Raw genomic sequence first — 23,402 nt, 5'->3', positions numbered from 1 at the left:
ACTAAAGATGGAAAGAGGCTTAAAGGCTATTAATGGTTTTCGTCTTGGATTGATGAAAGGAGGATGGGAATGGGCAACGGAAAATGGATATTTTGGGTTCTCGCCACCATTGCGGCGCTGCTTATTGTGTCGGTCGGCTTTGCAATAGGGGCTGGCAGCCTGTTGGGAGTAGTTGTTAGCATCATTGGAATTATTATTGTATTTGGACTCGGCTTTACCCAAAAAAAGAAAATGCGAGAGAGAGGATTATTATAAAGAATTTACATCTTGGCATCGGCCACTTTATACTTTCAAACGGTTTATGATACATAGATCGTCCCCTCTACTGATAGAGGGGCTTTATTACATGGCATTAGTTTCTTTCAAACCTACAAAGACCCATCTTTTGTTTCACAATATGTTCGGTTTTAGCTAAAATTCATTTACAATAGCCTTTTTCAAAAGACCAGCCAGAAATGGAATGGATACAAAAAAGTTCCATTTTATGTAAATTTTTAAACAACCCGATTTTTAGCCCTATTTACAAAACGTTGATTGCTACAACATTTCATTGCTCCACACTTGTTCCATTTTTCTCGCCTGCCATCACGATGTGAAGTTTGCCGAACGATACCAATTCTTTCATATTTTTATAAGAGACTTTTTATACTGCTTTCCTCATGCTTGTTTTTTAGCAAGCTATGATGATCTATAAGCTGTCAACAGCATTTGCAGCTTTATATTTTCCCTTTAATATACTCCTCGATAATTTGTTGATGAATGGTTTGGTTAGCGGTGAAAATGCTTTGCTTTTTAAGCAAATCGACTGGTTTTCCGTCAAGCGTTGTCGTAACCCCGCCTACTTCGTCGACAAGGATTAAACCTGCCGCAAAATCCCAAGGAGCAAGTCTCATTGTAATATAGCCGTCCAGCTTGCCTGCAGCTACATAGGCAAATTCAAGAGCGGCTGAACCAAATGATCTCGTTCCTCTTAAACGTTTGACAAGCGGACTTAATATTGATGGGTCAATTCGTCTGTTTTCCACCAGCCATGATGCATTCAAGCCGATGATGGATTCTTCTATTGTTTTCTTTTGTAACGGCGGAAGCTCCGTTTTGTTTAAATAGGCGCCGTTCCCCCTTATCGCATGGTACATTTCATCTCTGACGACATCATAAATCAGTCCTATTTGACCGACACCATCCGCAAAAACAGCAACCGAAATGCAGAAATTCCGCTTTTGATGTACAAAATTCATTGTGCCGTCAATCGGATCAATTATCCAAACGATACCGTCCAATGATTTCAATTCATGACCGGAACCTTCTTCTCCTAAAATGCTGTGTTCCGGAAACGTTTTGCGAATATTTTCCCAAAAGAAATGCTCTACTTCCCGGTCAATATTCGTCACTAAATCGTTTGGACTTGATTTCGCTTCAACGACCAGCTTTTGTTGAAATGATTGGCGAATTCTTTCACCAGCCTCATAAATCCATTGCTTTGCTTTTTGATCTATTTCATGCCAGTTCATCTATCTTACCCACTTTCTATTCAATCACCTTTTTTAGCATACTGTAAAGAAATGGAGAAAATCAAGTTTTTCACCTTTTTCATTGCAATATTTCACCCACATTATTTTTCTTTCTCTGTCGGTTTGTGCTACAATGTGGACAAACAACACAAGGAGGATTTTTATGGATTTTGTGCCATTTGTGAAGGAAGATTTTGAAGTTTTTCAAATAGACGGTTTAGAAGCGAGAATGGATGAGCTAAAAAAACGGGTGCGCCCAAAACTTGAAGCGCTGGGACAGCATTTTGCACCTACTTTGTCTGCTTTGACGGGAGATGAAATATTTTATCATGTAGCAAAACATGCCCGCCGTACCGTTCATCCTCCCAATGACACATGGGTTGCATTTGCAAACAGTAAACGGGGTTATAAGAAGCTCCCTCATTTTCAAATCGGATTATGGAGCACACACGTCTTTGTTTGGTTTGCCATTATTTATGAATCCCCTGTGAAAGAAGAAATCGGAAAACAATTTCTACAGAATTGGCGGCAAATTCGAAAGCAAATTCCTGAAGATTATTTCTGGTCAGCCGATCATACAAAACCAGATGCGGAAAAACAAAAAAATTTATCTGACGAAGATTTTCAACGAATTTTTCAACGTCTGCAATCGGTGAAAAAAGCAGAAATGTTATGCGGCATCAACCTTCCAAAAAATGAAGTTCTCTCTATGAGCAGGGAGCAATTTTTGGAAAAGGTTGACGAGACGTTTAAAACGTTAATGCCGCTTTATCAAATCACACAAAAAAGCACTGTTTAAAAATGGTCAGGATGCGCTGCATCGCTGACCATTATTTCTTTTGAAAAACAATTAAGCAATGCTAGACCATTTCCGCCTTATCTCTTTCGCCTGTTCAATGATTTCGTCAAACAGTTCCGCAACGGACGGAATATTTTTTACCAGCCCTATAGATTGACCGGCCCATGCGTATCCTTCCTCGATTTTGCCTTCATAAATATATTTTTTGTTCGCTTCTCCACTAATGAAATCTTTTAGCGACTCATAATCTCCTCTTTCTCTTTCAATTTCCAAAATTTTTTCGGTCCAATTATTTCGAAGCGCCCGACCTGGTGCCCCTAACGACCTTTTAATAATGACGGTATCAAGTTCAGTACCGTTGACAATTGCTTCTTTATATAACGGGTGTGCATGAACGCATTCCTTCGTTGCAATAAAACGAGTTCCCATTTCAATCCCTTCAGCTCCAAGAGCCAATGCTGCCATTAGTCCCCTCCCGTCCGCAATGCCTCCAGAAGCAATCACCGGAATGGAGACAGCTTCCACTACTTGTGGAATTAATACGAAATTGCCGATATCGTCTTTTCCTAAATGACCGCCGCCTTCCTGTCCGACGACCATCACTGCATCTGCTCCAAGCTCTTCCGCTTTCTCCGCTTGTCTTCTTGCCGCAACGAGAACTAGTTTTTTTACATCGACACCTTTTAATTGGTCAAAAAGCGGAGCCGGGTTCCCGCCAGTGATGGAAATGACCGGCACTTTTTCTTCAATCGCCACATCAAGCATATCGGAAAATGGACGGCCATGCTGACCGATGGCGAAGTTCACTCCAAACGGCTTATCCGTTTTTTGTTTCACCTTCCGTATTTCCTCTCGAAGCGCAGCTGGATTCGGAAGAGACATAGCCGTGATTTGACCGAGCCCTCCTGCATTGCTTACTGCACTTGCTAATTCTGAATACGCTAAATAAGCAAGTCCCCCTTGAATGATCGGATATTTAATCCCTAGCAATTCGGTAATTTTTGTTGAAAATACCATGTTTACCCCTCCCCATTTCGTATTATTCTTTTTCCACGCATTAAATTCCTTCTTTATAAAAACGTAGCTCAAACAAAGAGAAGCACAAAGATTTTCAAAACCATATTCAGTGCCTTTTGCAGGTTTTATAGGAAAGTGCTATAATTTCATTTGTTTTTAATTTTGGGGAACCTTTAAAAAGTAGGTGAAAAGGAAAATTGTCACAGCATGATACACCATTGTTTACAGGTCTTTTAGAACATATTCAAAAAAATCCAATTCAATTTCACATTCCCGGCCATAAAAAAGGAGCCGGAATGGAGCCAAAATTCCGAGAATTTATCGGACATAATGCTCTCGCGATGGACTTAATTAATATCGGTCCTTTGGATGATCTTCATTCGCCAAAAGGAATTATTAAAGAAGCACAAAAATTGGCTGCTGAAGCTTTCGGGGCCGATCACACCTTTTTCTCGGTACAAGGTACGAGCGGAGCCATTATGACAATGGTCCTGTCGGTTTGCGGACCTGGAGATAAAATTATTGTTCCAAGAAATGTTCATAAATCGGTCATGTCAGCAATCATTTTTTCAGGGGCTTCCCCCGTTTTTATACATCCTGAAGTGGATAAAAACCTCGGCATTTCTCACGGAATAACGACAGAATCAGTTGAAAAAGCTCTTCAGCAATATCCTGATGCAAAAGGGCTTTTAGTCATTAATCCAACGTATTTCGGAATCTCAGCTGATTTAAAACAAATCGTAAATATTGCTCATTCATATAATGTCCCTGTTCTTGTAGACGAAGCGCACGGCGTCCACATTCATTTTCATGACAAGCTGCCATTATCCGCCATGCAGGCAGGGGCAGATATGGCGGCAACTAGCGTTCATAAGCTGGGAGGATCGATGACGCAAAGCTCTATTTTAAATGTTCGGGAAGGTCTTGTGTCTCCTGACCGTGTTCAATCGATTTTAAGCATGCTGACTACGACATCGACATCCTATTTGCTTCTTGCATCACTGGATGCAGCTCGAAAGCAGCTGGCAACGAAGGGCTATGAATTATTAGAGCAAACGATTCAATTGGCGAATCAGACAAGATACGAAATTAACAAAATTGATCATCTATATTGTGTAGGAGAAGAAATTTTGGGAACGAATGCAACGTATGATTATGATCCGACAAAATTAATTATTTCTGTGAAAGAACTAGGCATAACGGGATATGATGCAGAGCTGTGGTTAAGAGAACATTACAACATTGAAGTGGAGCTTTCCGATCTGTACAATCTGCTCTGTCTGATCACGCCCGGTGATACAGAATATGAAACATCACTTTTAATAAAAGCGCTTCGTGCTTTGTCAAAAGAATTTTCCCATCAGGCAAACAAGCAAGCGGAAGTCTCTGTCCTTCTGCCCGATATTCCTGTTTTGGCGCTGACACCTAGAGATGCTTTTTATGCAGAGACGGAAATGGTGCCTTTTGAACAATCTGTCGGACGCATTATTGCAGAATTTGTCATGGTGTACCCACCGGGCATACCGATTTTCATACCAGGAGAAATCATCACTAAAGAAAATTTACATTACATCCGAAAAAATTTAGATGCCGGCCTGCCTGTTCAAGGTACAGAAGATCCAACTCTTTCCTACATTCGCGTTATTAAAGAGCATAAACCGATTAAATGAGAAATCGCTGAAGAAGCTTTATAAATCCATACATTCGAGGACAAGTCGAAAAACGGATGAAACCAAATTTTGCTGAAGATCGATCATAAAATAATTTTGCTGCGGTAATGGCTAAAACCATTACCGTATTTAATTTATAATAATATTCAATTCTTTTAAAAGGAGCGACAACAATGAAAGAATATCAATTTCCCGTTCCGCCTATTTTTATTTTACTAATTGGTGTTATTTCTATTTCATTTTCTTCTATTTTTGTTAAATGGTCTGATGCGCCTGCATCTATATTAGGAATGTATAGACTGCTTTTTACGGTGATCGTTATGTTGCCGTTTCTCCCTTGGAAGAAAATCAAAACAGGAGCTATTAACATTCAATGGAAGGATTGGATTCAACTATTTTTATCTGGAATCTTCCTAGGTTTTCATTTCTTATTTTGGATGGATTCCCTTAGATATACAACAGTAGCAAGTTCAATGATTATAACTACGTTAGAGCCTGTATTTGTTATGATCGGAGCGTATTTTATTTTTAAAGAGAGAACAAACCTTATTGGGATTGTGAGTATTATTATAGCTGTTAGCGGTTCAATCATTATTGCATGGGGAGATATTAATCTTTCTACAAAAGCATTATATGGAGATTTCCTTTCATTAGCAGGAACGTTAGCAGTAGCCATTCATATGCTTTTTGGACAAGTATTATGCAAAAAAATTCCAACATCAATATATAGTTTTTGCGTGTTTTTTATAGGTGGATTTGTATTATTGATTTACAATCTTAGTTACGAGGTCCCGCTGATTCATTATTCAGTTCATGATTGGGGCATATTTGTACTTCTAGCACTAGTCCCCAATATTTTTGGTCACGCATTATTTAATTGGCTTTTAAAATATTTGGATGCTACGACGATTTCAATGAGTATTTTAGGTGAACCAATAGGGGCAATTATATTAGCATACTTATTTTTAGGAGAAGCTACATCTATTTCCCAAATGATTGGCGGAGCGTTATCTTTAATTGGAGTCAGTATGTTTTTGAAAAATAAAGGACTTTCTAATAAGGAATTGACTGCGAATGCTTCTGTAAAAAGTGCTAATACATAACTAAAATATGGACGACGGCCTTCCTACTTCGTGGGGAAGGTCTTTCATTAAAAAAACAGTTAATAGATGTAATGAAATATTTTTTGATAAACAAACGGTAAAACGGAAGCAATGATTAAACCTGTAACAATTGAAGATATGGTGAAGATGATGAACTTCCGAAGCGTTATTTCTTTCCTCTTAAAAGCGATGATGAATACCCTTATCATAGAAAAGACAGTAATAAATATAATAATTGCCGAAAAGACGCTTGCTGCCATTACCTCCATTGTAAAGCTCCTTTCACAAAAGTCCTTTAGCTACATTTTACCGCCTAATGAATGGAATAGACACCACTTTTTATACTTTTATTGAAAAGACATCGATAACAAACTTCGCTATATCGAATTGCTGCCAGTTCCAATATTGGCTGCGAAATTTGTCGTAACTCCAATAAATTTTTCATCCAACCTTTTATGCACAAGTGACATTTGGTATATGTTTCATCAATCTTTACAAACCGCATCGCTGTCGTTTTAACACTTAAAAACCGCAATGACCGTACTTACTGAAAAAGACAAAGGTGAATTGATAAAAAATGAATTCAAACGATGTTTTTCTGTCTTAGCTCTCTCAATCACAATCCTGCAAGCATCCATTTCATTAAGATCACCAGCATTTGCTTTACATAAAAAAAAGCTGCCTTAAAGACAGCCCATTTATCTTAAACCCCTTTGTTACACGTGTTATTCAATATGTTATTGATGATTGCTTTTTTTACGATTCTTTTCTGTACAGCAATTGTTGCATTTACCATACAATACCGTAACTTTTTCATCATCAAAGAAATGAATTGTTGAATTGCAGTCTTGACAGACAATTGTTCCCATCCTGTATTCCCCTTTTCCATATAGCGTCATAAAGAATAAAGTGGAGACAAAATGACCTGATAGTTATATATTAATATGTCACATTATATTCGTCAAGCAGAAAATTGTATAACACATTTATTTTTTTATGCATTAAAAAATATGTAAATTGATTTTATCCGCTACAATTAAAGTTTTGTACATTTTATATGGGGATGGGGACATTTTTTTGGTTCAAAGTAGCTTTCAAATGACCTTTATCTTTATGATCATTAGCATTACATGATGCTGAGTATGATCCATTACGTGCATCTAAAGTCTACAACCCAACAACTCAAACATTCGCTCTAGATATCATACTTCTCGTACACGATTTGAATTTTTTAATTTGTTTAAATAATATTTTATTTTTGTAACATTTGCATAACATTCAAAAGTGACGGAATTAAATATGTTAAAATGACGTTAAGAAAAAATGAACACATTTTACCAGTTTTCTTTAAACGAAAGAGGTAGGACAATGGTGAAATTTATTGCATATACCTATACCGTTGCCGTACTGCTTCTATTGTCTTCTTGTATTGCTGATCCGAAAGACGATCACTCGATTTCAAGCTTCGACAAAAAACAAATTCTTTTTTTTACCGACCAAAAAATGATGGAAAAAGAATCAATTTACTACGATGCTTTATTAGATTTAAAAAAACAATTTCCAGAGGAAATGGACAATATGATGATCTACCAAGCTGATAACCCTGAATCTAAGCGGTTTAATATTAAAACATATCCTTCCATTATCGTGATGGATCATGACGGCATCATTTTGCATATTAAAGGATCAGTTTCAACAAAAGATGAAATTGTAGAGCCGGTCTCAGAAGTGCTTTCCGAATAATGAGAATGTCGGTTTGAGGTAATTAAGCGCTGAGAAGATTCTTTAGTTAAATAGGATTTGTGCTCAAAATCTCTGCACAACATATTTTTGTGAAAAAAACTTTCACAACAGTGAGAGAATTGTTCCATCATTTATTTTTCATCATAAAAAGGGGTTGTCCAAAAAGTCAAATCCCCATTGAAAACAAATAATCATAAACACCGATATATCAACGTTATTAAACATTAAAAGGGGCAGTCAATAAGCCGAAAAAACGACTTATTAGACTGCCCCTTTGGGCTGCATTACTTATTTATAATATGAATCGGTGTTCCAAGTGCAAGTTCGGCAGCTTCCATTGCAATTTCTCCTAATGTCGGGTGGCCATGAATCGTCAAGGCAATATCTTCTGCCGTCATGCCTGCTTCGATCGCAAGTCCAAGTTCAGCAATCATATCTGATGCGCTGACACCTGCGATTTGAGCCCCAATAACAAGGCCGTCTTCTTTTCGTGTAATCAATTTTACAAATCCATCGGTTGCATTTAATGACAATGCGCGGCCGTTTGCTGCAAATGGAAACTTAGCTGCCACAATGTCAATTCCTTCGTCTTTAGCCTGTTGTTCCGTATATCCGACAGAAGCCAACTCAGGTTCTGAGAAGACAATGACAGGAATTCCGTTATAATCGATTTCAGAAGGTTTTCCAGAAATCGCTTCTGCAGCAATTTTCCCTTCATATGAAGCTTTATGAGCAAGTGAAGGTCCTGGAACGATGTCGCCGATAGCATAAATATTTGAAATATTTGTCCGGCACTGTTTGTCAATTTTAATGTAGCCTTTTTCATCGATTTCTACTCCGACTTGTTCGAGACCAAGTTCATCAGTGTTTGGTTTGCGTCCTACTGTAACTAAACAATAGTCCGCTTCCACTACTTGCTCTTTTCCTTTCGCTTCAAATGTCACTTTTACTCCGTCTTTTGTTTCTTCAACACCTTTTGCAAGTGCGCTAGTATGAATTTCGACATTTCCTTTTTTCTTCAACACTCTTTTTACAAGAGCTGTCATTTGTTTTTCAAATCCTGGAAGAATTTCTTTGTCTCCTTCAATAATCACAATTTCAGTGCCGAAATTCGCATAAGCAGTTCCAAGCTCTATGCCAATGACTCCCCCGCCAATAATAACCATTTTTTTCGGAACTTCTTGCAGGGACAACGCTCCAGTTGAGTCAATGACTCGCTCAGAAAATTTAATGCTTGGAATTTCAATTGGACGGGAGCCAGTTGCAATGATTGCATTTTTAAATTTATACGTTTGAGCTGAATTCTCGTTTATGATTCTGACGGTGTTGCGATCAACAAAATATGCTTCGCCTTTTACAATTTCAACTTTATTTCCTTTTAAAAGGCCTTCAACACCGCCTGTAAGTTTTTTGACGACACTTTCTTTCCAAGCTTGCACTTTAGAAAAGTCTAGTGTTACATTTTCAGCTTTTATTCCTATATCTTCTGATTCTTTAGCCTCTACATAACGGTGTCCTGCACTAATTAATGCTTTAGAAGGAATACATCCAACATTGAGGCAGACGCCGCCAAGAGATCCTTTTTCAACGATCGTAACTTTTTGCCCTAATTGCGCAGCTCTTATTGCAGCCACATAGCCGCCGGGACCAGCTCCTATGACGAGAGTGTCAGTTTCAATCGGGAAATCTCCTACTACCATTTATTACGCCTCCATTAGTAATAATTGGGGATCATGCAATAAACGCTTAATATGGTTAAGCGCATTTTGTGCAGTTGCACCGTCGATCATTCGATGGTCAAAGCTTAAAGACAGCGCTAAAACAGGGGCTGCAACGATTTCTCCGTTTTTCACAACCGGTTTTTCAGAAATGCGTCCGAGACCTAGAATGGCTACTTCTGGATGATTAATGACAGGAGTAAACCATTGGCCGCCAGCGGAACCGATATTTGTTATCGTGCATGATGCGCCTTTCATTTCATTTGGAGTAAGTTTGCCTTCACGCGCTTTTGTTGCCAATTCATTAATTTCTGCAGAGATTTCAAAAATCGATTTTCGATCTGCATGATTGACAACAGGAACTAAAAGTCCTTTTTCGGTATCAGCTGCAATTCCGATATTGTAATAGTGCTTATGAATAACTTCTTCTGTTTCATCATCAAACGACGTGTTTAATACTGGATATTTTTTCAGTGCCGATGTTAAAGCTTTGACAACATAAGGCAAATATGTAAGCTTAATGCCTTGTTCTGCCGCAATAGCTTTAAATTTCTTCCGATGTGCAACAAGCTCTGTTACATCGACTTCATCCATTAATGTTACATGTGGCGCAGTTTGCTTCGATTTAACCATTGCTTTTGCAATTGCTTTTCGAATACCGCTGATTTTCTCGCGGGTTTCTGGGAATTCTCCTTCAAGGACAACCGGAGCCGGCGCTGCTTTTTCTCCTGCTGATACGCCTTTTGCAGCTTCTTTTTCCACGTTTTCAACAGGTTTTGCTTCTTCTTGTCCACCTTTCAGATAAGCATCAATATCTTCCTTCAATATGCGCCCGCCGTTTCCTGAGCCTTGTACCAATCGAATATCAACGCCTTTTTCACGCGCATATTTTCGGACGGATGGCATTGCAATAACGCGTCGGTTAACATCTACGTCTTCTGAAGCAGACTGTGAAGCGTTGCTTTCCACTTTTTGCTCTTCTGTGGAAGGCTTTTCTTCTTTTGCTGCTTCACCGCTTTCATCGCCTTTTGATTGATTTTCATAACCTGGAGCATCAATTGTGACTAATACTTGACCGACAGTTGCAACTTCCCCTTCATTCACTTTTAATTCTAATACTTTTCCTTTTACAGGGGAAGGGATTTCAACTACTGCTTTGTCATTTTGCACTTCACAAAGAACATCATCTTCATTGATTTCATCACCAGGTTTGATAAACCATTTTACTATTTCACCTTCATGAATGCCTTCACCGATATCCGGCATTATAAATTCAAAAGCCACAGATTTCAACCTCCTAAATAATTTTCAGTTGATGGCCGAAAAGAAGAAAAGATGATGCTCCTCTTTTTAGCCAATTAGAAATTCAATGCTTTTTTAGCCGTTTCAACGATATCTTTGTAGTTTGGAAGCCATACATCTTCCGCTTGTGAGAATGGATAGACAGTGTCCGGAGCTGCCACGCGGAAAACAGGAGCTTCCAAGCTAAGAATCGCTCTTTCATTAATTTCTGCAACAACATTAGCAGCAATTCCTGCTTGTTTTTGGGCTTCCTGCACGACAATCGCACGGTTTGTTTTCTCTACTGAAGCAATAATCGTTTCTATATCCAGCGGACTTACTGTACGTAAATCGATCACTTCTGCTGAAAAGCCCTCTTTTTCAAGTTCGTCAGCAGCTTTTAAAGATTCATGCACCATTGCCCCGTAAGTGATGATCGAAATATCTTTCCCTTCACGTTTTATATCCGCTTTGCCGATCGGAATTGTATATTCTTCTTCCGGAACTTCATCACGGAAGGAACGATAAAGCTTCATATGCTCCAAGAAAATGACCGGATCATTATCCCGAATTGCTGAAATAAGCAACCCTTTTGCATCATAAGGGGTGGAAGGAATAACGACTTTTAAACCAGGCTGCTGCGCCATCAAGCCTTCCAAGCTGTCCCCATGAAGCTCAGGGGTATGAACGCCGCCGCCGAAAGGAGAACGAATGGTGATCGGAGCATGCCAGCGGCCCCCGGAGCGATAACGCAAACGCGCCATTTGTCCAGAAATGGAATCCATAACCTCATAAACAAAACCGAAGAATTGAATTTCAGCTACCGGACGAAAGCCTTGTGTGCTTAAACCGATTGCCAAGCCGCCAATTCCTGATTCTGCCAGAGGTGTATCAAAAACTCGGTCTGGGCCGAATTCTTTTTGAAGTCCTTCTGTTGCACGGAACACACCGCCGTTTACACCAACATCTTCCCCAAATACTAACACATTTTCGTCGTTTTTCAGTTCCGTACGCAACGCATCAGTGATTGCTTGAATCATTGTCATTTGCGCCATGCTCACTTCGACTCCTTCTCTTTATAAATTTCATATTGTTCTTTTAGGTTATAAGGCCAGCTTCCTTCTTCAAACATAATGTTGATTAAGTCTGTCACTTTTTGTTTTGGAGTTTCATCCGCTTTTTTGATTGCTTCTTTTATATCTTCTTTCGCCTTTTCGATAACTTCGTTTTCTTCTTCCTCGCTCCACAATCCTTTTGCTTGAAGGAAGTTTCTGAAACGAACAAGCGGATCTTTTGCCTCCCACTCGTCATCAAGCTCTTTTGCCCGATATCTCGTTGGATCGTCTCCTGCCATTGTATGCGGACCGTAGCGGTAGCATAATGTTTCAATTAATGTCGGACCTTCACCGTTTATTGCCCGTTCACGCGCTTCCTTCACAGCTGCATAAACAGCAAGCGGATCCATTCCATCTACTTGTATACCAGGGATTCCAGCTGCAACAGCTTTTTGTGCAAGTGTTTCAGCTGAAGTTTGCACTTCTACAGGTGTTGAAATTGCAAACCGGTTGTTTTGAACGATGAAAATAGCAGGTGCTTTAAATGCCCCAGCAAAGTTTATTCCTTCGTAAAAGTCGCCTTGAGACGTTCCTCCATCACCTGTATACGTAACAGCAACTGCTTTTTTGCCGCGTTTTTTCAAGCCTAATGCTACCCCTGCAGCTTGCACATATTGGGCGCCGATAATAATTTGCGGTGAAAAAGCGTTTACGTCTTCAGGCATTTGGTTTCCATGAAAATGCCCGCGGGAATATAAAAATGCTTGATACAAAGGCAATCCATGCCAAACTAACTGCGGTATATCACGATAGCCCGGGAGAATGAAGTCCTCTTTTTCCAAGGCAAAATGAGAAGCAATTTGTGATGCTTCTTGTCCGGCAGTCGGTGCGTAAAAACCTAAACGACCTTGACGATTTAAAGAAATTGAACGCTGATCCAACACTCTGGTAAATACCATTCGTCTCATTAATTCCTTTAATTCTTCATCAGAAAGGGAAGGCATCGCATCTTCATTCACGACTTCGCCTTTTTCGTTTAAAATTTGGAACGTTTGGAATTCCTTGCGAATCGCATCAAATTGCTTTTCGCTGTCAACGACAACATTTTTCGCCTTTTTTGCCATTCAACACACCTCTTCGTTTCATTTTCTCAGCCTTTAAATTCATCCATAAAACTAGATTACCCCAAATTGTTCATGGAGACACACATTGCGGATCTTTAATTGCCAAAATCGTCAAGTACATTGCAAGATCGCTTTACAAACTGTATTAATTTTTTTATTTAAAATAGTAATACACATCGATTTCACTTCATAGTGTACACCCTTTTTTCACATGCGTCAATTAATTTGTTTATTTTTAAAACAATATATAAAACGCTTTCAAGATAATTGGAAATATTTTTACTTTTAAATCTGTACTAATACAACAGATAATTCTGTATCACTATTACAGATACAGACGGAAGCGAATCATTTATCTGGAGAGCGTGTTGCTTCTCTATATAAATTACAGAAGAATTTATATAAATAAGGAAGTCTTCTAGGCAAACGTCTATACCTTTATTTTGCTTCATCATACGATGATATAGACATTTGCCCTAAATAAGGCGATATGGAGTCCTTATGTGGAGGTGAAAGAGATGCATTATTATTCCAATCCGTCTTATCATTACCCATCATACGGATATTTTCCAGTTTCAAACTGGACATTTGTATTGATCGCTGTGCTTTTTATTTTGCTCATTATTGTTGGCGCTGCCTGCTTAAACTATTAATTGATGATTGTCCGATTTTCGGGCAATTCTTTTTTGTTTCTTTTAAAAGATTTATGTATAATGAAATTTGTTGATATAGGTTCAGGAGTGATTAGCCATGATTACAATGGAAGATATTATTAAGGAAGGACATCCAACTCTTCGTCAAGTTGCCAAGGAAGTGGAATTGCCCGCTTCTGAAGAGGAGAAAAAAATTTTAGCGGAGATGCTTCAATACTTAAAAAACAGTCAAGATCCAGAGATTGCAGAAAAATATGGATTGCGGCCTGGGATCGGTCTTGCCGCCCCACAAATTAATGTATCAAAACGAATGATTGCCGTTCATGTGACGGATGAAAAAGGAAAATTATATTCGTACGGCCTGTTCAATCCAAAAATTGTAAGCCATTCAGTGGAACAAAGTTATTTAACAAGCGGTGAAGGATGCCTTTCCGTTGACAGAGAGGTTCTAGGATATGTTCCGCGTTATGCACGCATCCGCGTCAAAGGGGTTGACCTTGAAGGCAATGAAGTCGACCTTCGTTTAAAAGGTCTTGTCGCTATTGTGTTTCAGCATGAAATAGATCATTTAAACGGCATTATGTTTTATGATCGGATCAATAAAGAGAATCCTTTTAAAGAACCGGAAAATGCAACTCCAATTGACAGATGAAGCCAGAAGTTAGCGCCCGGCATCCAAGCCGCGGAATATTTTGAAGCAAAACGAAAATCCATGCAAAAAATCCCGAATAGTTCTTTCGGGATTTTTTGTTCATAAAGAGAAATTTTTTGTGCACACTACCATTTGAAATCGCCTTTGCAAGGCTTTTTTTGATTTTGACTTCTGATTTATATCAACTGCAATTGCTTTGCAGCATAAAATATTCCATCTTCATCAACAGGCTTTGTAACAAAATCAGCTACTTTTTTCACATGCGAAACAGCATTACCCATAGCAACGCCTGTTCCAGCAAACGAGATCATTTCTATATCATTCAAACCGTCTCCAAAAGCAACCACATCTTGACGGCTAACGCCAAGCATATCCATTATCTTTTTGATCCCTTCTGCTTTCGATCCTTTTTTTGGAACAACATCAGTTGAAAGCTGGTGCCAGCGGACAAATTTTATCTCTTCAGAAATATTGAACTGTTCTTCTTCTCCTTCTTTGCAAAACAAAAGCGCTTGGTAAATAAGTTTTTCTTGAAAATAATCAGGTCTGCACTCAGGATGCGAGAGGTGCAAAGATTTCAAACTTTCATGAATAAACGGATGATCTTCCACATTTGCTTTCATATCTTCTTCACTCAAAAATACAAGCGGGTAATCAGTATTTTCAGTCGCTTCGATTAATTGCTCCAACGCATCGACCTTCAAAGGATTTTCATAAATGACTTCTCCTTCATGCACAACATACTGTCCGTTATAGCTGACATAAGAATGGATTCCTAGCTCTTCTCTTAGCTTTTTAAACATAAAAGGGCCGCGGCCGGTTGAGATGGCGACGTGATGTCCGGCTTTTTTCAAACGGGTGACCGCGTCAAGAGTAGATTCCGGCAAATGTTTATCATGATCCAATAAAGTACCGTCTATATCAAAAAAAATAAATTTTTTCCCCATGTTCAATCTCCTTTTCTCTTTCGTGAAACCTTATTTACACTAAACAAAACGGTATAGTATGCAAACGCTTTATGTCAATAGAGCTTTTCCACGTTTAGCCATAAAAAAAATAAAAAAATAGCATATAATATAAGTAAATACAATCGGACTCGACTTTGACATCTTAATGAAGGAGGAGTTGATATGTTAAAACGTTTAAAGAAAAAAATTAAAAAACAGTGGAAGCAATTGCTTCGCAGAAAATCGATTGCTTAAAGAAACCGGGCGGCTTTAGCCCGGTTTTCGTTATTTTCAATGAAGGTTGGATTTGCCATCAGAATCGACTATAATAATAAAAGCTAGTTTAACATGGAAAGTAAGGAGAGATTACGCAAATGATGTTTAAAGTTTTTTATCAGGAAAACCCGAATGAACCGCCTGTTCGGGAAAGAACGAAAACATTTTTCGTTGAAGCGGAATCAGAAAGAGAAGTTCGTGAAAAATTAAAAGGCCGCTCCATAAACATAGAATATATTCAACCGATTAGCGGTCCGTTTTATGAATTTGAAAAACAAAGCGAAAATTTTTCTGTATTGGAGAAATGATAGTATATGAAATTTGTAAAAAGAGACCAAGTAGCAGCATTCGCCCTCGGCGGATTGGGCGAAATCGGAAAAAATACGTACGGTGTGCAATTTCAAGATGAAATCATTTTAATTGATGCTGGAATTAAGTTTCCAGAAGACGAACTTCTAGGGATTGACTATGTGATTCCGGACTATACGTACTTAGTAAAAAACCAAGAAAAAATTAAAGGCTTGTTCATCACACATGGCCATGAAGATCATATAGGCGGTATACCTTATTTGCTGCGGGAAATTAATGTACCAATCTACGGCGGTAAACTGGCGATCGGACTGATTCGCAATAAGCTTGAAGAGCATGGACTTTTAAGACAAGCTAAACTAAACATCATCCAGGAGGATGATGTGATTCGGTTCAGAAAAACTGCCGTAACTTTTTTCCGTACAACTCACAGCATTCCAGATTCATATGGAATTGTTGTCAAAACTCCCGCAGGAAATATCGTTCATACAGGAGATTTTAAGTTTGATTTTACTCCAGTCGGGGAACCTGCAAATTTAACTAAAATGGCGGAAATCGGCAAAGAAGGTGTGCTCTGTCTTTTATCGGACAGCACAAACAGTGAAATTCCTGAATTTACAATGTCTGAAAGAAGGGTCGGCGAAAGCATTCACGACATTTTCCGAAAAGTAAGCGGCCGCATCATTTTTGCAACATTTGCATCCAATATTCATCGACTTCAGCAAGTAACTGAAGCAGCTGTTAAAAACAATCGAAAAATAGCTGTTTTTGGAAGAAGTATGGAAGCAGCTATCCAAATTGGTCAAGAACTCGGGTATATTCGCTGCCCGAAAGATACGTTTGTTGATGCAAATGAAATAAACCGTCTGCCCGCTCATCGGGTCGTGATTTTATGTACAGGAAGCCAAGGCGAACCAATGGCCGCTCTGTCCCGAATTGCAAATGGAACTCATCGGCAAATCCAAATTATTCCCGGCGATACGGTCGTTTTCTCATCATCGCCCATCCCAGGGAACACTTTATCGGTTTCAAGAACGATCAATCTGCTTTTCCGCGCCGGTGCGGAAGTAATTCACGGGTCGTTAAATGACATCCACACGTCTGGCCACGGCGGACAGGAAGAGCAAAAATTAATGCTGCGGCTAATGAAGCCAAAATATTTTATGCCGATTCATGGAGAATATAGAATGCAGATCATGCATATGAAACTAGCTGTCGATTGCGGAGTTCCAAAGGAAAACTGTTTTATTATGGATAACGGAGATGTGCTGGCGATGAACGACCGCGAAGCATCCATTGCCGGTAAAATTCCATCCGGATCCGTTTATATTGACGGAAGCGGAATTGGCGACATTGGAAACATTGTGTTAAGAGACCGAAAAATTTTATCTGAAGAAGGACTCGTAATCGTTGTCGTCAGCATCAATATGAAAGAGTTCAAAATTGCTGCAGGACCTGACATTATATCGCGCGGCTTCGTTTATATGAGAGAATCCGGAGATTTAATTAAAGATGCCCAAGAACTGATTACTAAGCACTTAAATAAAGTATTGGAAAGAAGAACTACGCAGTGGTCGGAAATCAAAAATGAAATCGCCGATACACTCGCTCCGTTTTTATATGAAAAAACGAAACGCCGACCGATGATCTTGCCAATTATAATGGAAATTTAAGTAATAACTTGTGATCGATCCCTCTTGTGTTGACAGTGGAACGTACTGTTTAACATAAGAGGGATTTATTTTGCAAAAATGTCCAGTTGTTATTTTGTCGGCTCATAACACGCAGCATCCGGCCGCTCTTGCTTTTTTAGGTAGATGGTTTTAAAACGGGCAGCCGTCAGCTAAAAGTTCTTATAAAAAAACGAAAAAGTGAGTGCTTGCAGAGAAGAAAGACGGAGATCAAAACATGTAAATGAAAAATACCGAAAAGTTTTATGGTTAATTTTTTCGATATACAAGTGTTTAATAGAAGAGCAGAAAGACATTTTATGTACGTTTGTGCCATCATATAAATTTATACGCAATCATTTGAAAAACATTTCATGAAAAAATTCGACTTGGATAATGTCATAATCAGAATTTTTCAGGAGCAGGTGCTGCAAGTGGCAGCAGTAAAGGGAGATAATAAAGAAATCAATTTGTAGTTAAAGAAGACATGTATTCGATTGCCAGAAAAAACAACGACATTCTTGCAATAAGGAAGGATTTTGAGCCGGCAAACAAAAAAAGAATGAGAAGAACTGTCTTGAGGCATTCTAGACAGCTGCTTCTCATTCAATTACCATGTAAGCTTCAAATGATTGTTTTTACTTGACTGGATAAGTTCAGTTCGTTCTTCAGTAGATTTTGATTTTGCCAAATGCGGATGAAACATTTAAAGCTCCGAAAGAATGTATAGAAGTTTTCATTATTCTCCTAGCACTTTCTTTTCAAACCGATCAATATCGACGTCAGCTCCGATGACAATTAAAATATCTCCTGCCTTGATTACTTCTGTAGCTTGCGGCGATACGATAATTTCGTTATTTCGTTTAATCGCAACAATATTGATTCCGTATTTCGCACGAATATCGAGCTCGATGAGAGAATGGCCGGCAATGTTGCGGTTAGCAGCAATTTCAACAATGCTGTGCTCTTCCGACAGCTCAAGATAGTCCAACACATTGTTCGAAAGAAGATTATGGGCAAGCCGCCGCCCCATATCCCGTTCAGGGTGAACAACTGTATCTGCTCCTATTTTTGACAAAACCTTTTCATGATAGTCGTTTTGAGCTTTCACCGTTATATGCTTAACTCCTAGTTCTTTCAACATAATGGTTGTCAAAATGCTCGCTTGAATATTGTCGCCGATGGCTACGATCACATGATCAAAATTTCTGATTCCCAAGCTTTTTAATACGGCTTCATCCGTTGTATCCGCTACAACAGCATGTGAAACAATATTGGCAAATTCGTTTACTCGATCCTCATCCACATCAATGGCAAGCACCTCTGCTCCTTCTTCCGATAACGTTCGGCAAATGCTTCCGCCGAACCGCCCCAACCCGATTACGGCAAACTCCTTTTTCATCAATACTCCCCCATTACAACTTGAATGACATTATTCTTGTATTTCTTGGCCAAAATCAATCGCTTGTTTCAACTTTTGCTGCATAAACCCTATTCCTTTGCAATCGGAAAGAGGATAATGAAAAGCTGTCTTATTTGTAAACACTTGTTCTATATATGGACGGAATTTCTTTCCTCCCAAAAGAACAATATCATCTACATCTAACAAATTTTTTTCAACCGCTTGTTCCTTCAATTGGTTGATTGTCATTAATTCAGGATGCTTTTTCATGCTAAAGGAAACATTGTAAGGACCAGGCACAAAATCATTTGGCCGCAAAAAGCCATGCTTGGCAGACAAAATCACCCATTCATCGAAAAATTTTTTAGCATACGCCTGGCAAAGGCGGTGAAAAACTCCTATATACGCTTTTTCTGCGGAAACAGCACCTGCACTGGGCTCTTTATCCCATACTTTTTTTGTTCCGCAAGGTATGACACAAATCCTTCTCATTTAACATTTCACCTGTTCAATCGATTATTCAATTCATTCAAAAATTGTATAATATCGTTATGAAAAACAAAATCAGCCCATTCATCGAAGTCTGTTTGTTCTTGGTTGACAATCACTAATACCGCTCCCATCCTTTTTGCCAAGAGCGGTATTTCGTTCGCTGGCCGAACTGTTAAAGATGAACCAAGCACGATCATAATGTCTGCTTTTTCACATTCAAGCTCCGCATCTCTAAAAGCATCTTCCGAAAGCAGCTCTCCGAACAGTGTAATGGAAGGACGAATAAAGCCCCCGCAGCCGCAATAATATTGATTTTTCAAGTATACATCATTTAGAAAGCGTTGGCCGCAATTGTGGCAGTGAAACGTTTGAAGTGTTCCATGAAGTTCAATTACGTTTTTGCTTCCTGCTAAGAGATGGAACCCATCAATGTTTTGAGTAATAATCGATTGAATCTTCCCTTCCTTTTCCCATTTTGCCAGCAAGTAGTGTCCTTCATTCGGAGATTTGCTTTTATATAATTGAAGGCGTTCTTTATAAAATTGAATAAATTCATCACGGTTTGTCTCCATCGCTTCAATGCTTGCCAATTTACTCGGATCCTTTTTGCGCCACAAACCAGTTTTTGAACGATAATCCGGAATTCCGCTGGCAGTGGACATCCCTGCGCCAGTAAATACAACAGCATGTTCAGATTGTTGCAAAAGATCAGCGATTTCGGATATCAAAGCCATCTTTTTTCATCCTTTTTTATTAATTGTGAAAACAATTATTTTAACCTGAACTTACCATTTTTTTATAAATGAAATCAATAAATTCGTCAACAATTTCTTTGCGGAACCGTTCAGTCCGAGACAATATCGATAAATGCCGTTTAATTTCCACATCTTTTATTTTCAATTCATGTAAGTAGCCGTATTTCAGTTCTCTTGACACCGTAATCCTCGGCAAAAAGCCGATTCCCAGCCCGGATTCTATAGCAGCTTTTACAGCCTGCGTGCTTCCTAGCTCCATATAATAATTTATTTTATCTAACACCCCATATTTTTTTAAAGTATTTTCGATAATGAGACGGGTTCCTGAATTTTTTTCTCTCCAGATCATTTTTTCTTTTGCCAGCTCTTCAATGTCAATTTGTTTTTTCTCCTTCAAAGGATGCTCTCTTCCGCATACTAAAATAAGCTCGTCATCGACAAGCTTTTTTACATGAAAAATGCTGTTTTCTACAACTCCTTCTACAAATCCGATATCAATTTTGCGGTCAACAAGCCGATCAATAATGCCCGGAGTATTAGAAATCGCTAATGAAAGCTTTACATCTGGCACTTCTTTTTTAAATTTTCCGAGCAGACTAGGCAAAAGATATTCCCCAATTGTCAACGTCGCTCCGACACTTAGTGTAAAATCTTTGTGTCCGGTTATTTCCTTTACTGCTTCTTTTGATTGTTGAATTTCTTCCACAATATTTTTGGCAATCGGATATAACATTTTGCCGGCTTTTGTCAAAGTCATTTTTCCGTTCGAACGGTCAAACAATGGGGTTCCATAATAATCCTCTAGTTGATGGATTTTTCTCGTAACAGCCGGCTGGGACACATAGACAAGCTTTGCAGCACGGCTGATGCTCCCTTCCTCAACAACAAGACAAAACATTTTTAAACTTTCCAAATCCAATTCGGAATCACTTCCTTACAATTTAAACACTTAAAAACAACTTCATGCTAACACCTATCAGCAAAAAAGACAACATTTGCAAAATCCATTTTCCAGGCACTTTTGTTGATAAGATAGCTCCCAGTTGAGAGCCGATCATCACTCCTATACCGCCCCACAAGCAGGCCGTCCAATTAACATTCCCTAATGCAATTTGATTCAGCGCACCAACAAGTGAATAGATCGATAATGCAAAAAGAGAAATCGCAGTTGCGTCGTGAGGACGAATCTTCAATAAATAAATTAAAATGGGGACGAGCAACCATCCGCCGCCAATTCCAAAAAAATTCGATAAAGTTCCCAACAAAAGTCCGATGATGAATAAAAAAACAGCTTTTAAACGGTTTCTGCCCTCATTGAAAAAACCTGCTTTCATACTATGTTCCGGCTCTTCCGGAGCTTTTTTTAAAAGCAAAAACATCCCGAGCATGAATAAAGCAGCGGCAAATATCCAATAAAAAAAGTCGGGTGAAATAATTCCCAACAGCCAAGTGCCGATAAACGTTCCCGGGATGGAGCCGAAGATGATCGGCCAACTGATAGAAAAATGAACACGCTTTTGCCGTATATAATTCATCGACCCTGATATGGAATTGAGAAAAACCACAACAAGACCCGTACCAGCTGCAATTTCAGGAGGCAATTTCAACAGCAATAAGAGAGCAGGAACAAACACAAATCCTCCTCCTGCTCCCACCATTACCCCATAAGCGCCTGACAAAAGTCCAAGAGCGAGTAGCAAAACCATTTCCACCATTCAAGTTCACCTCTTTAATATCCTAATTAAAGGGTACCAGTGAGAAGGATTGGTGTGAAATGCTTATTCAACATGGGGTATAACAAAATGTTATAGTTTGTGATATTTTTGTTTTTAGTGCTTCTAGCCTTGCCCATTTAGAAAATGTTATATATAATTAAATCGAAATCATTACGATTTAATACAACGGGGTACACATATATTTTGAAAGGAGTTCAAATCGATGAAAAAAGTCTTTTTTGCATTTTTAATGGCAATGCTTGCAATCTTTCCTATCGGCTGCGGCCAAAATAACAACAATGCTTCCGAAACGAACAATCATAATGAGGACAAAAACAATCAAAAAGAAATTGAAATTTATACAACAATCTATCCACTGACAGATTTCACTAAAAAAATCGGCGGTAAATACGTTCACGTCGAAAGTGTTTACCCGCCGAATGTAGAAGCCCACACGTATGAACCTACATTAAAAACTTTGGAAGCAATTGCGAAAGCGGATTTATTTATCTATACTGGAGCTGGTATAGAAGGATTTGCCGATAAGGCAGAAAAAACGCTGAAAGACGGCAATGTCAAAATTGTAAAAGCAGCTGAAGGAATTCCATTATTAAGTGCGTCCGAAGATGAACATGACCATGAAAGTGGAGAAGAAGAGCATTCACATCATGAAGAAGATTCAGATCATGAAGAAAAACATGTGAACCAAAACGAAGAGGAACACGATCATGCACATGGAGATGTTGACCCTCATGTATGGCTTGATCCAAATAGGGCCATTACTCTTGCGGAAAACATCAAGAACGCTTTAACGGAAGCGGCTCCTGATCAAAAAGAATATTTTGAACAAAATTTCGCTCAACTTAAACAAGATCTTGAAGAACTGGATCAATCATTTCAAGAAACAATTAAAAAATCGAAAACAAAATATATTCTTGTGGCTCATGCTGCTTATGGTTATTGGGAAGACCGCTACGATATTGAACAAATTCCAATATCGGGATTATCTCCAACAGATGAGCCTAGTCAAAAGCAGCTTGTCAAAATCATTGAACTATCGAAAAAACATCATTTAAAACATGTGATCTTTGAACAAAATGTATCTGAAAAAGTAGCAAAAATCATCCAACAAGAAATTGGTGCCAAATCATTAACGCTACATAATTTAGAAAGTGTTTCGGAAACAGATTTAAAAAATAACGAAGACTACTTCAGCATTATGAAACGCAATCTTGAAACGTTATCTGAAGCTTTAAATTAAATACTATTTGCACGCTTTTAGGGGGCTGTCCAATGAGTCTTTTTTGGCTTATTGATGCCCCTTTAATGCTTTAGAAAACGTTGCTATATCTATGTTTATGAGTTTTTTGTTTTCAAATGGAAATTTGACTTTCTAGACAGACCTTTATATAAACTGAGTTTACATAATAAAACTACTGTAAACTGACAAACTTTTTTATTTCATATTTTTGTAAAATCAAGTAAAATATTTAGACATACGAATAAATAT

The 23,402-nt window shown here is 38.6% G+C and carries 23 protein-coding genes; 10 read left to right on the top strand and 13 right to left on the bottom strand.

Translation table 11 applies throughout. The features are described from left to right. The first annotated feature begins 69 nt into the window (after positions 1–69). Complete coding sequence (locus tag NST97_RS02300) at positions 70–255, top strand: DUF5325 family protein (RefSeq protein ID WP_063389653.1); 186 nt, start codon at positions 70–72, stop codon at positions 253–255. 461 nt (positions 256–716) lie between these two features. Here the strand turns inward: NST97_RS02300 and NST97_RS02295 are convergent, their stop codons facing one another. Then, complete coding sequence (locus NST97_RS02295) at positions 717–1,511, bottom strand: inositol monophosphatase family protein (RefSeq protein WP_144596967.1); 795 nt, start codon at positions 1,509–1,511, stop codon at positions 717–719. A gap of 163 nt (positions 1,512–1,674) precedes the next feature. Here NST97_RS02295 and NST97_RS02290 point away from each other — a divergent pair, with 163 nt between their 5' ends. Next, positions 1,675–2,310: a YktB family protein gene (locus NST97_RS02290; protein WP_340733628.1), complete on the top strand. Its 636-nt coding sequence runs from the start codon at positions 1,675–1,677 to the stop codon at positions 2,308–2,310. A 51-nt stretch (positions 2,311–2,361) separates the two neighbouring features. On the opposite strand, the gene NST97_RS02285 is transcribed toward NST97_RS02290, so the two are convergent. Further along, entirely contained in the window at positions 2,362–3,327 is a 966-nt protein-coding gene (locus NST97_RS02285; RefSeq protein WP_063389650.1) for an NAD(P)H-dependent flavin oxidoreductase, read from the bottom strand. Positions 3,328–3,524: 197 nt separating this feature from the next. On the opposite strand from NST97_RS02285, the gene NST97_RS02280 reads away from it, so the two are divergent. Then, on the top strand, positions 3,525–4,997 hold the full coding sequence (locus NST97_RS02280; RefSeq protein WP_066250238.1) for an aminotransferase class I/II-fold pyridoxal phosphate-dependent enzyme: 1,473 nt from the start codon (positions 3,525–3,527) through the stop codon (positions 4,995–4,997). Positions 4,998–5,170: 173 nt separating this feature from the next. After that, the gene (locus NST97_RS02275; protein ID WP_341342882.1) at positions 5,171–6,100 is read left to right on the top strand and encodes a DMT family transporter; all 930 of its coding nucleotides are present in this window, start codon (positions 5,171–5,173) and stop codon (positions 6,098–6,100) included. Positions 6,101–6,837: 737 nt separating this feature from the next. On the opposite strand, the gene NST97_RS02270 is transcribed toward NST97_RS02275, so the two are convergent. Beyond that, positions 6,838–6,969 carry a GapA-binding peptide SR1P gene (locus tag NST97_RS02270; RefSeq protein ID WP_082830423.1) on the bottom strand — a complete coding sequence of 44 codons (132 nt, stop codon included), beginning with the start codon at positions 6,967–6,969 and terminating at the stop codon, positions 6,838–6,840. A gap of 499 nt (positions 6,970–7,468) precedes the next feature. Between NST97_RS02270 and NST97_RS02265 the strand changes: the two genes are divergently transcribed. After that, the gene (locus NST97_RS02265; RefSeq protein ID WP_339195389.1) at positions 7,469–7,843 is read left to right on the top strand and encodes a hypothetical protein; all 375 of its coding nucleotides are present in this window, start codon (positions 7,469–7,471) and stop codon (positions 7,841–7,843) included. A gap of 284 nt (positions 7,844–8,127) precedes the next feature. Here NST97_RS02265 and lpdA read toward each other — a convergent pair whose 3' ends face one another. The 4 genes from lpdA to pdhA form a co-directional block, all read right to left on the bottom strand. Then, positions 8,128–9,543, bottom strand: coding sequence for a dihydrolipoyl dehydrogenase (gene lpdA, locus NST97_RS02260; RefSeq protein ID WP_339195386.1), 1,416 nt, complete (start codon positions 9,541–9,543; stop codon positions 8,128–8,130). A gap of 3 nt (positions 9,544–9,546) precedes the next feature. Further along, the gene (locus tag NST97_RS02255; RefSeq protein ID WP_339195383.1) at positions 9,547–10,845 is read right to left on the bottom strand and encodes a dihydrolipoamide acetyltransferase family protein; all 1,299 of its coding nucleotides are present in this window, start codon (positions 10,843–10,845) and stop codon (positions 9,547–9,549) included. A 74-nt stretch (positions 10,846–10,919) separates the two neighbouring features. Then, positions 10,920–11,897 carry an alpha-ketoacid dehydrogenase subunit beta gene (locus tag NST97_RS02250; protein WP_063389643.1) on the bottom strand — a complete coding sequence of 326 codons (978 nt, stop codon included), beginning with the start codon at positions 11,895–11,897 and terminating at the stop codon, positions 10,920–10,922. Positions 11,898–11,899: 2 nt separating this feature from the next. Next, positions 11,900–13,021 (bottom strand): pyruvate dehydrogenase (acetyl-transferring) E1 component subunit alpha, encoded by a 1,122-nt coding sequence (gene pdhA, locus NST97_RS02245; RefSeq protein WP_063389642.1) that lies wholly within the window; start codon positions 13,019–13,021, stop codon positions 11,900–11,902. A 518-nt stretch (positions 13,022–13,539) separates the two neighbouring features. On the opposite strand from pdhA, the gene NST97_RS02240 reads away from it, so the two are divergent. Both NST97_RS02240 and def read left to right on the top strand, forming a co-directional pair. After that, positions 13,540–13,674: a YjcZ family sporulation protein gene (locus NST97_RS02240; RefSeq protein WP_082829604.1), complete on the top strand. Its 135-nt coding sequence runs from the start codon at positions 13,540–13,542 to the stop codon at positions 13,672–13,674. A gap of 97 nt (positions 13,675–13,771) precedes the next feature. After that, the gene (gene def, locus NST97_RS02235; protein WP_339199767.1) at positions 13,772–14,326 is read left to right on the top strand and encodes a peptide deformylase; all 555 of its coding nucleotides are present in this window, start codon (positions 13,772–13,774) and stop codon (positions 14,324–14,326) included. Between the two features lie 176 nt (positions 14,327–14,502). Here def and NST97_RS02230 read toward each other — a convergent pair whose 3' ends face one another. Continuing rightward, complete coding sequence (locus NST97_RS02230; RefSeq protein WP_341342881.1) at positions 14,503–15,273, bottom strand: Cof-type HAD-IIB family hydrolase; 771 nt, start codon at positions 15,271–15,273, stop codon at positions 14,503–14,505. Positions 15,274–15,647: 374 nt separating this feature from the next. Here NST97_RS02230 and NST97_RS02225 point away from each other — a divergent pair, with 374 nt between their 5' ends. Next, a complete protein-coding gene (locus NST97_RS02225; protein ID WP_063389639.1) occupies positions 15,648–15,857 on the top strand; it encodes a DNA-dependent RNA polymerase subunit epsilon in 210 nt (69 codons plus the stop codon). A gap of 6 nt (positions 15,858–15,863) precedes the next feature. Next, on the top strand, positions 15,864–17,531 hold the full coding sequence (gene rnjA / locus NST97_RS02220) for a ribonuclease J1 (protein ID WP_063389638.1): 1,668 nt from the start codon (positions 15,864–15,866) through the stop codon (positions 17,529–17,531). A 736-nt stretch (positions 17,532–18,267) separates the two neighbouring features. Here the strand turns inward: rnjA and NST97_RS02215 are convergent. The 5 genes from NST97_RS02215 to NST97_RS02195 are packed head-to-tail and all read right to left on the bottom strand — an operon-like array spanning position 18,268 to position 21,892. Beyond that, a complete protein-coding gene (locus NST97_RS02215; protein ID WP_269467019.1) occupies positions 18,268–18,933 on the bottom strand; it encodes a potassium channel family protein in 666 nt (221 codons plus the stop codon). 27 nt (positions 18,934–18,960) lie between these two features. After that, positions 18,961–19,422 (bottom strand): DUF6884 domain-containing protein, encoded by a 462-nt coding sequence (locus NST97_RS02210; RefSeq protein WP_063389636.1) that lies wholly within the window; start codon positions 19,420–19,422, stop codon positions 18,961–18,963. A gap of 8 nt (positions 19,423–19,430) precedes the next feature. Next, complete coding sequence (locus NST97_RS02205; protein WP_066251276.1) at positions 19,431–20,156, bottom strand: NAD-dependent protein deacylase; 726 nt, start codon at positions 20,154–20,156, stop codon at positions 19,431–19,433. A gap of 40 nt (positions 20,157–20,196) precedes the next feature. Next, the gene (locus NST97_RS02200; RefSeq protein ID WP_063389634.1) at positions 20,197–21,096 is read right to left on the bottom strand and encodes a LysR family transcriptional regulator; all 900 of its coding nucleotides are present in this window, start codon (positions 21,094–21,096) and stop codon (positions 20,197–20,199) included. Between the two features lie 22 nt (positions 21,097–21,118). Then, positions 21,119–21,892, bottom strand: coding sequence for a sulfite exporter TauE/SafE family protein (locus tag NST97_RS02195; RefSeq protein WP_094245630.1), 774 nt, complete (start codon positions 21,890–21,892; stop codon positions 21,119–21,121). Positions 21,893–22,115: 223 nt separating this feature from the next. On the opposite strand from NST97_RS02195, the gene NST97_RS02190 reads away from it, so the two are divergent. Continuing rightward, positions 22,116–23,153 (top strand): metal ABC transporter substrate-binding protein, encoded by a 1,038-nt coding sequence (locus tag NST97_RS02190; RefSeq protein WP_341342880.1) that lies wholly within the window; start codon positions 22,116–22,118, stop codon positions 23,151–23,153. The last annotated feature ends 249 nt before the right edge of the window (positions 23,154–23,402 follow it).

The organism is Aeribacillus sp. FSL K6-1305, assembly GCF_038050115.1.
Taxonomy (GTDB): Bacteria; Bacillota; Bacilli; order Bacillales; family Aeribacillaceae; genus Aeribacillus; species Aeribacillus composti.
The sequence above is the reverse complement of the archived record's forward strand: the minus strand, read 5'-3'. Positions and strand labels throughout refer to the sequence as shown.

Excerpts from the sequence above, each read along its gene's own strand:
- NST97_RS02300 (WP_063389653.1), top strand. The coding sequence starts at position 70 with ATGGGCAACGGAAAATGGATATTTTGGGTTCTCGCCACCATTGCGGCG.
- NST97_RS02295 (WP_144596967.1), bottom strand. The coding sequence starts at position 1,511 with ATGAACTGGCATGAAATAGATCAAAAAGCAAAGCAATGGATTTATGAG.
- NST97_RS02290 (WP_340733628.1), top strand. The coding sequence starts at position 1,675 with ATGGATTTTGTGCCATTTGTGAAGGAAGATTTTGAAGTTTTTCAAATA.
- NST97_RS02285 (WP_063389650.1), bottom strand. The coding sequence starts at position 3,327 with ATGGTATTTTCAACAAAAATTACCGAATTGCTAGGGATTAAATATCCG.
- NST97_RS02275 (WP_341342882.1), top strand. The coding sequence starts at position 5,171 with ATGAAAGAATATCAATTTCCCGTTCCGCCTATTTTTATTTTACTAATT.
- NST97_RS02270 (WP_082830423.1), bottom strand. The coding sequence starts at position 6,969 with ATGGGAACAATTGTCTGTCAAGACTGCAATTCAACAATTCATTTCTTT.
- NST97_RS02265 (WP_339195389.1), top strand. The coding sequence starts at position 7,469 with ATGGTGAAATTTATTGCATATACCTATACCGTTGCCGTACTGCTTCTA.
- lpdA (WP_339195386.1), bottom strand. The coding sequence starts at position 9,543 with ATGGTAGTAGGAGATTTCCCGATTGAAACTGACACTCTCGTCATAGGA.
- NST97_RS02250 (WP_063389643.1), bottom strand. The coding sequence starts at position 11,897 with ATGGCGCAAATGACAATGATTCAAGCAATCACTGATGCGTTGCGTACG.
- pdhA (WP_063389642.1), bottom strand. The coding sequence starts at position 13,021 with ATGGCAAAAAAGGCGAAAAATGTTGTCGTTGACAGCGAAAAGCAATTT.
- NST97_RS02240 (WP_082829604.1), top strand. The coding sequence starts at position 13,540 with ATGCATTATTATTCCAATCCGTCTTATCATTACCCATCATACGGATAT.
- def (WP_339199767.1), top strand. The coding sequence starts at position 13,772 with ATGATTACAATGGAAGATATTATTAAGGAAGGACATCCAACTCTTCGT.
- NST97_RS02230 (WP_341342881.1), bottom strand. The coding sequence starts at position 15,273 with ATGGGGAAAAAATTTATTTTTTTTGATATAGACGGTACTTTATTGGAT.
- NST97_RS02225 (WP_063389639.1), top strand. The coding sequence starts at position 15,648 with ATGATGTTTAAAGTTTTTTATCAGGAAAACCCGAATGAACCGCCTGTT.
- rnjA (WP_063389638.1), top strand. The coding sequence starts at position 15,864 with ATGAAATTTGTAAAAAGAGACCAAGTAGCAGCATTCGCCCTCGGCGGA.
- NST97_RS02210 (WP_063389636.1), bottom strand. The coding sequence starts at position 19,422 with ATGAGAAGGATTTGTGTCATACCTTGCGGAACAAAAAAAGTATGGGAT.
- NST97_RS02205 (WP_066251276.1), bottom strand. The coding sequence starts at position 20,156 with ATGGCTTTGATATCCGAAATCGCTGATCTTTTGCAACAATCTGAACAT.
- NST97_RS02195 (WP_094245630.1), bottom strand. The coding sequence starts at position 21,892 with ATGGTGGAAATGGTTTTGCTACTCGCTCTTGGACTTTTGTCAGGCGCT.
- NST97_RS02190 (WP_341342880.1), top strand. The coding sequence starts at position 22,116 with ATGAAAAAAGTCTTTTTTGCATTTTTAATGGCAATGCTTGCAATCTTT.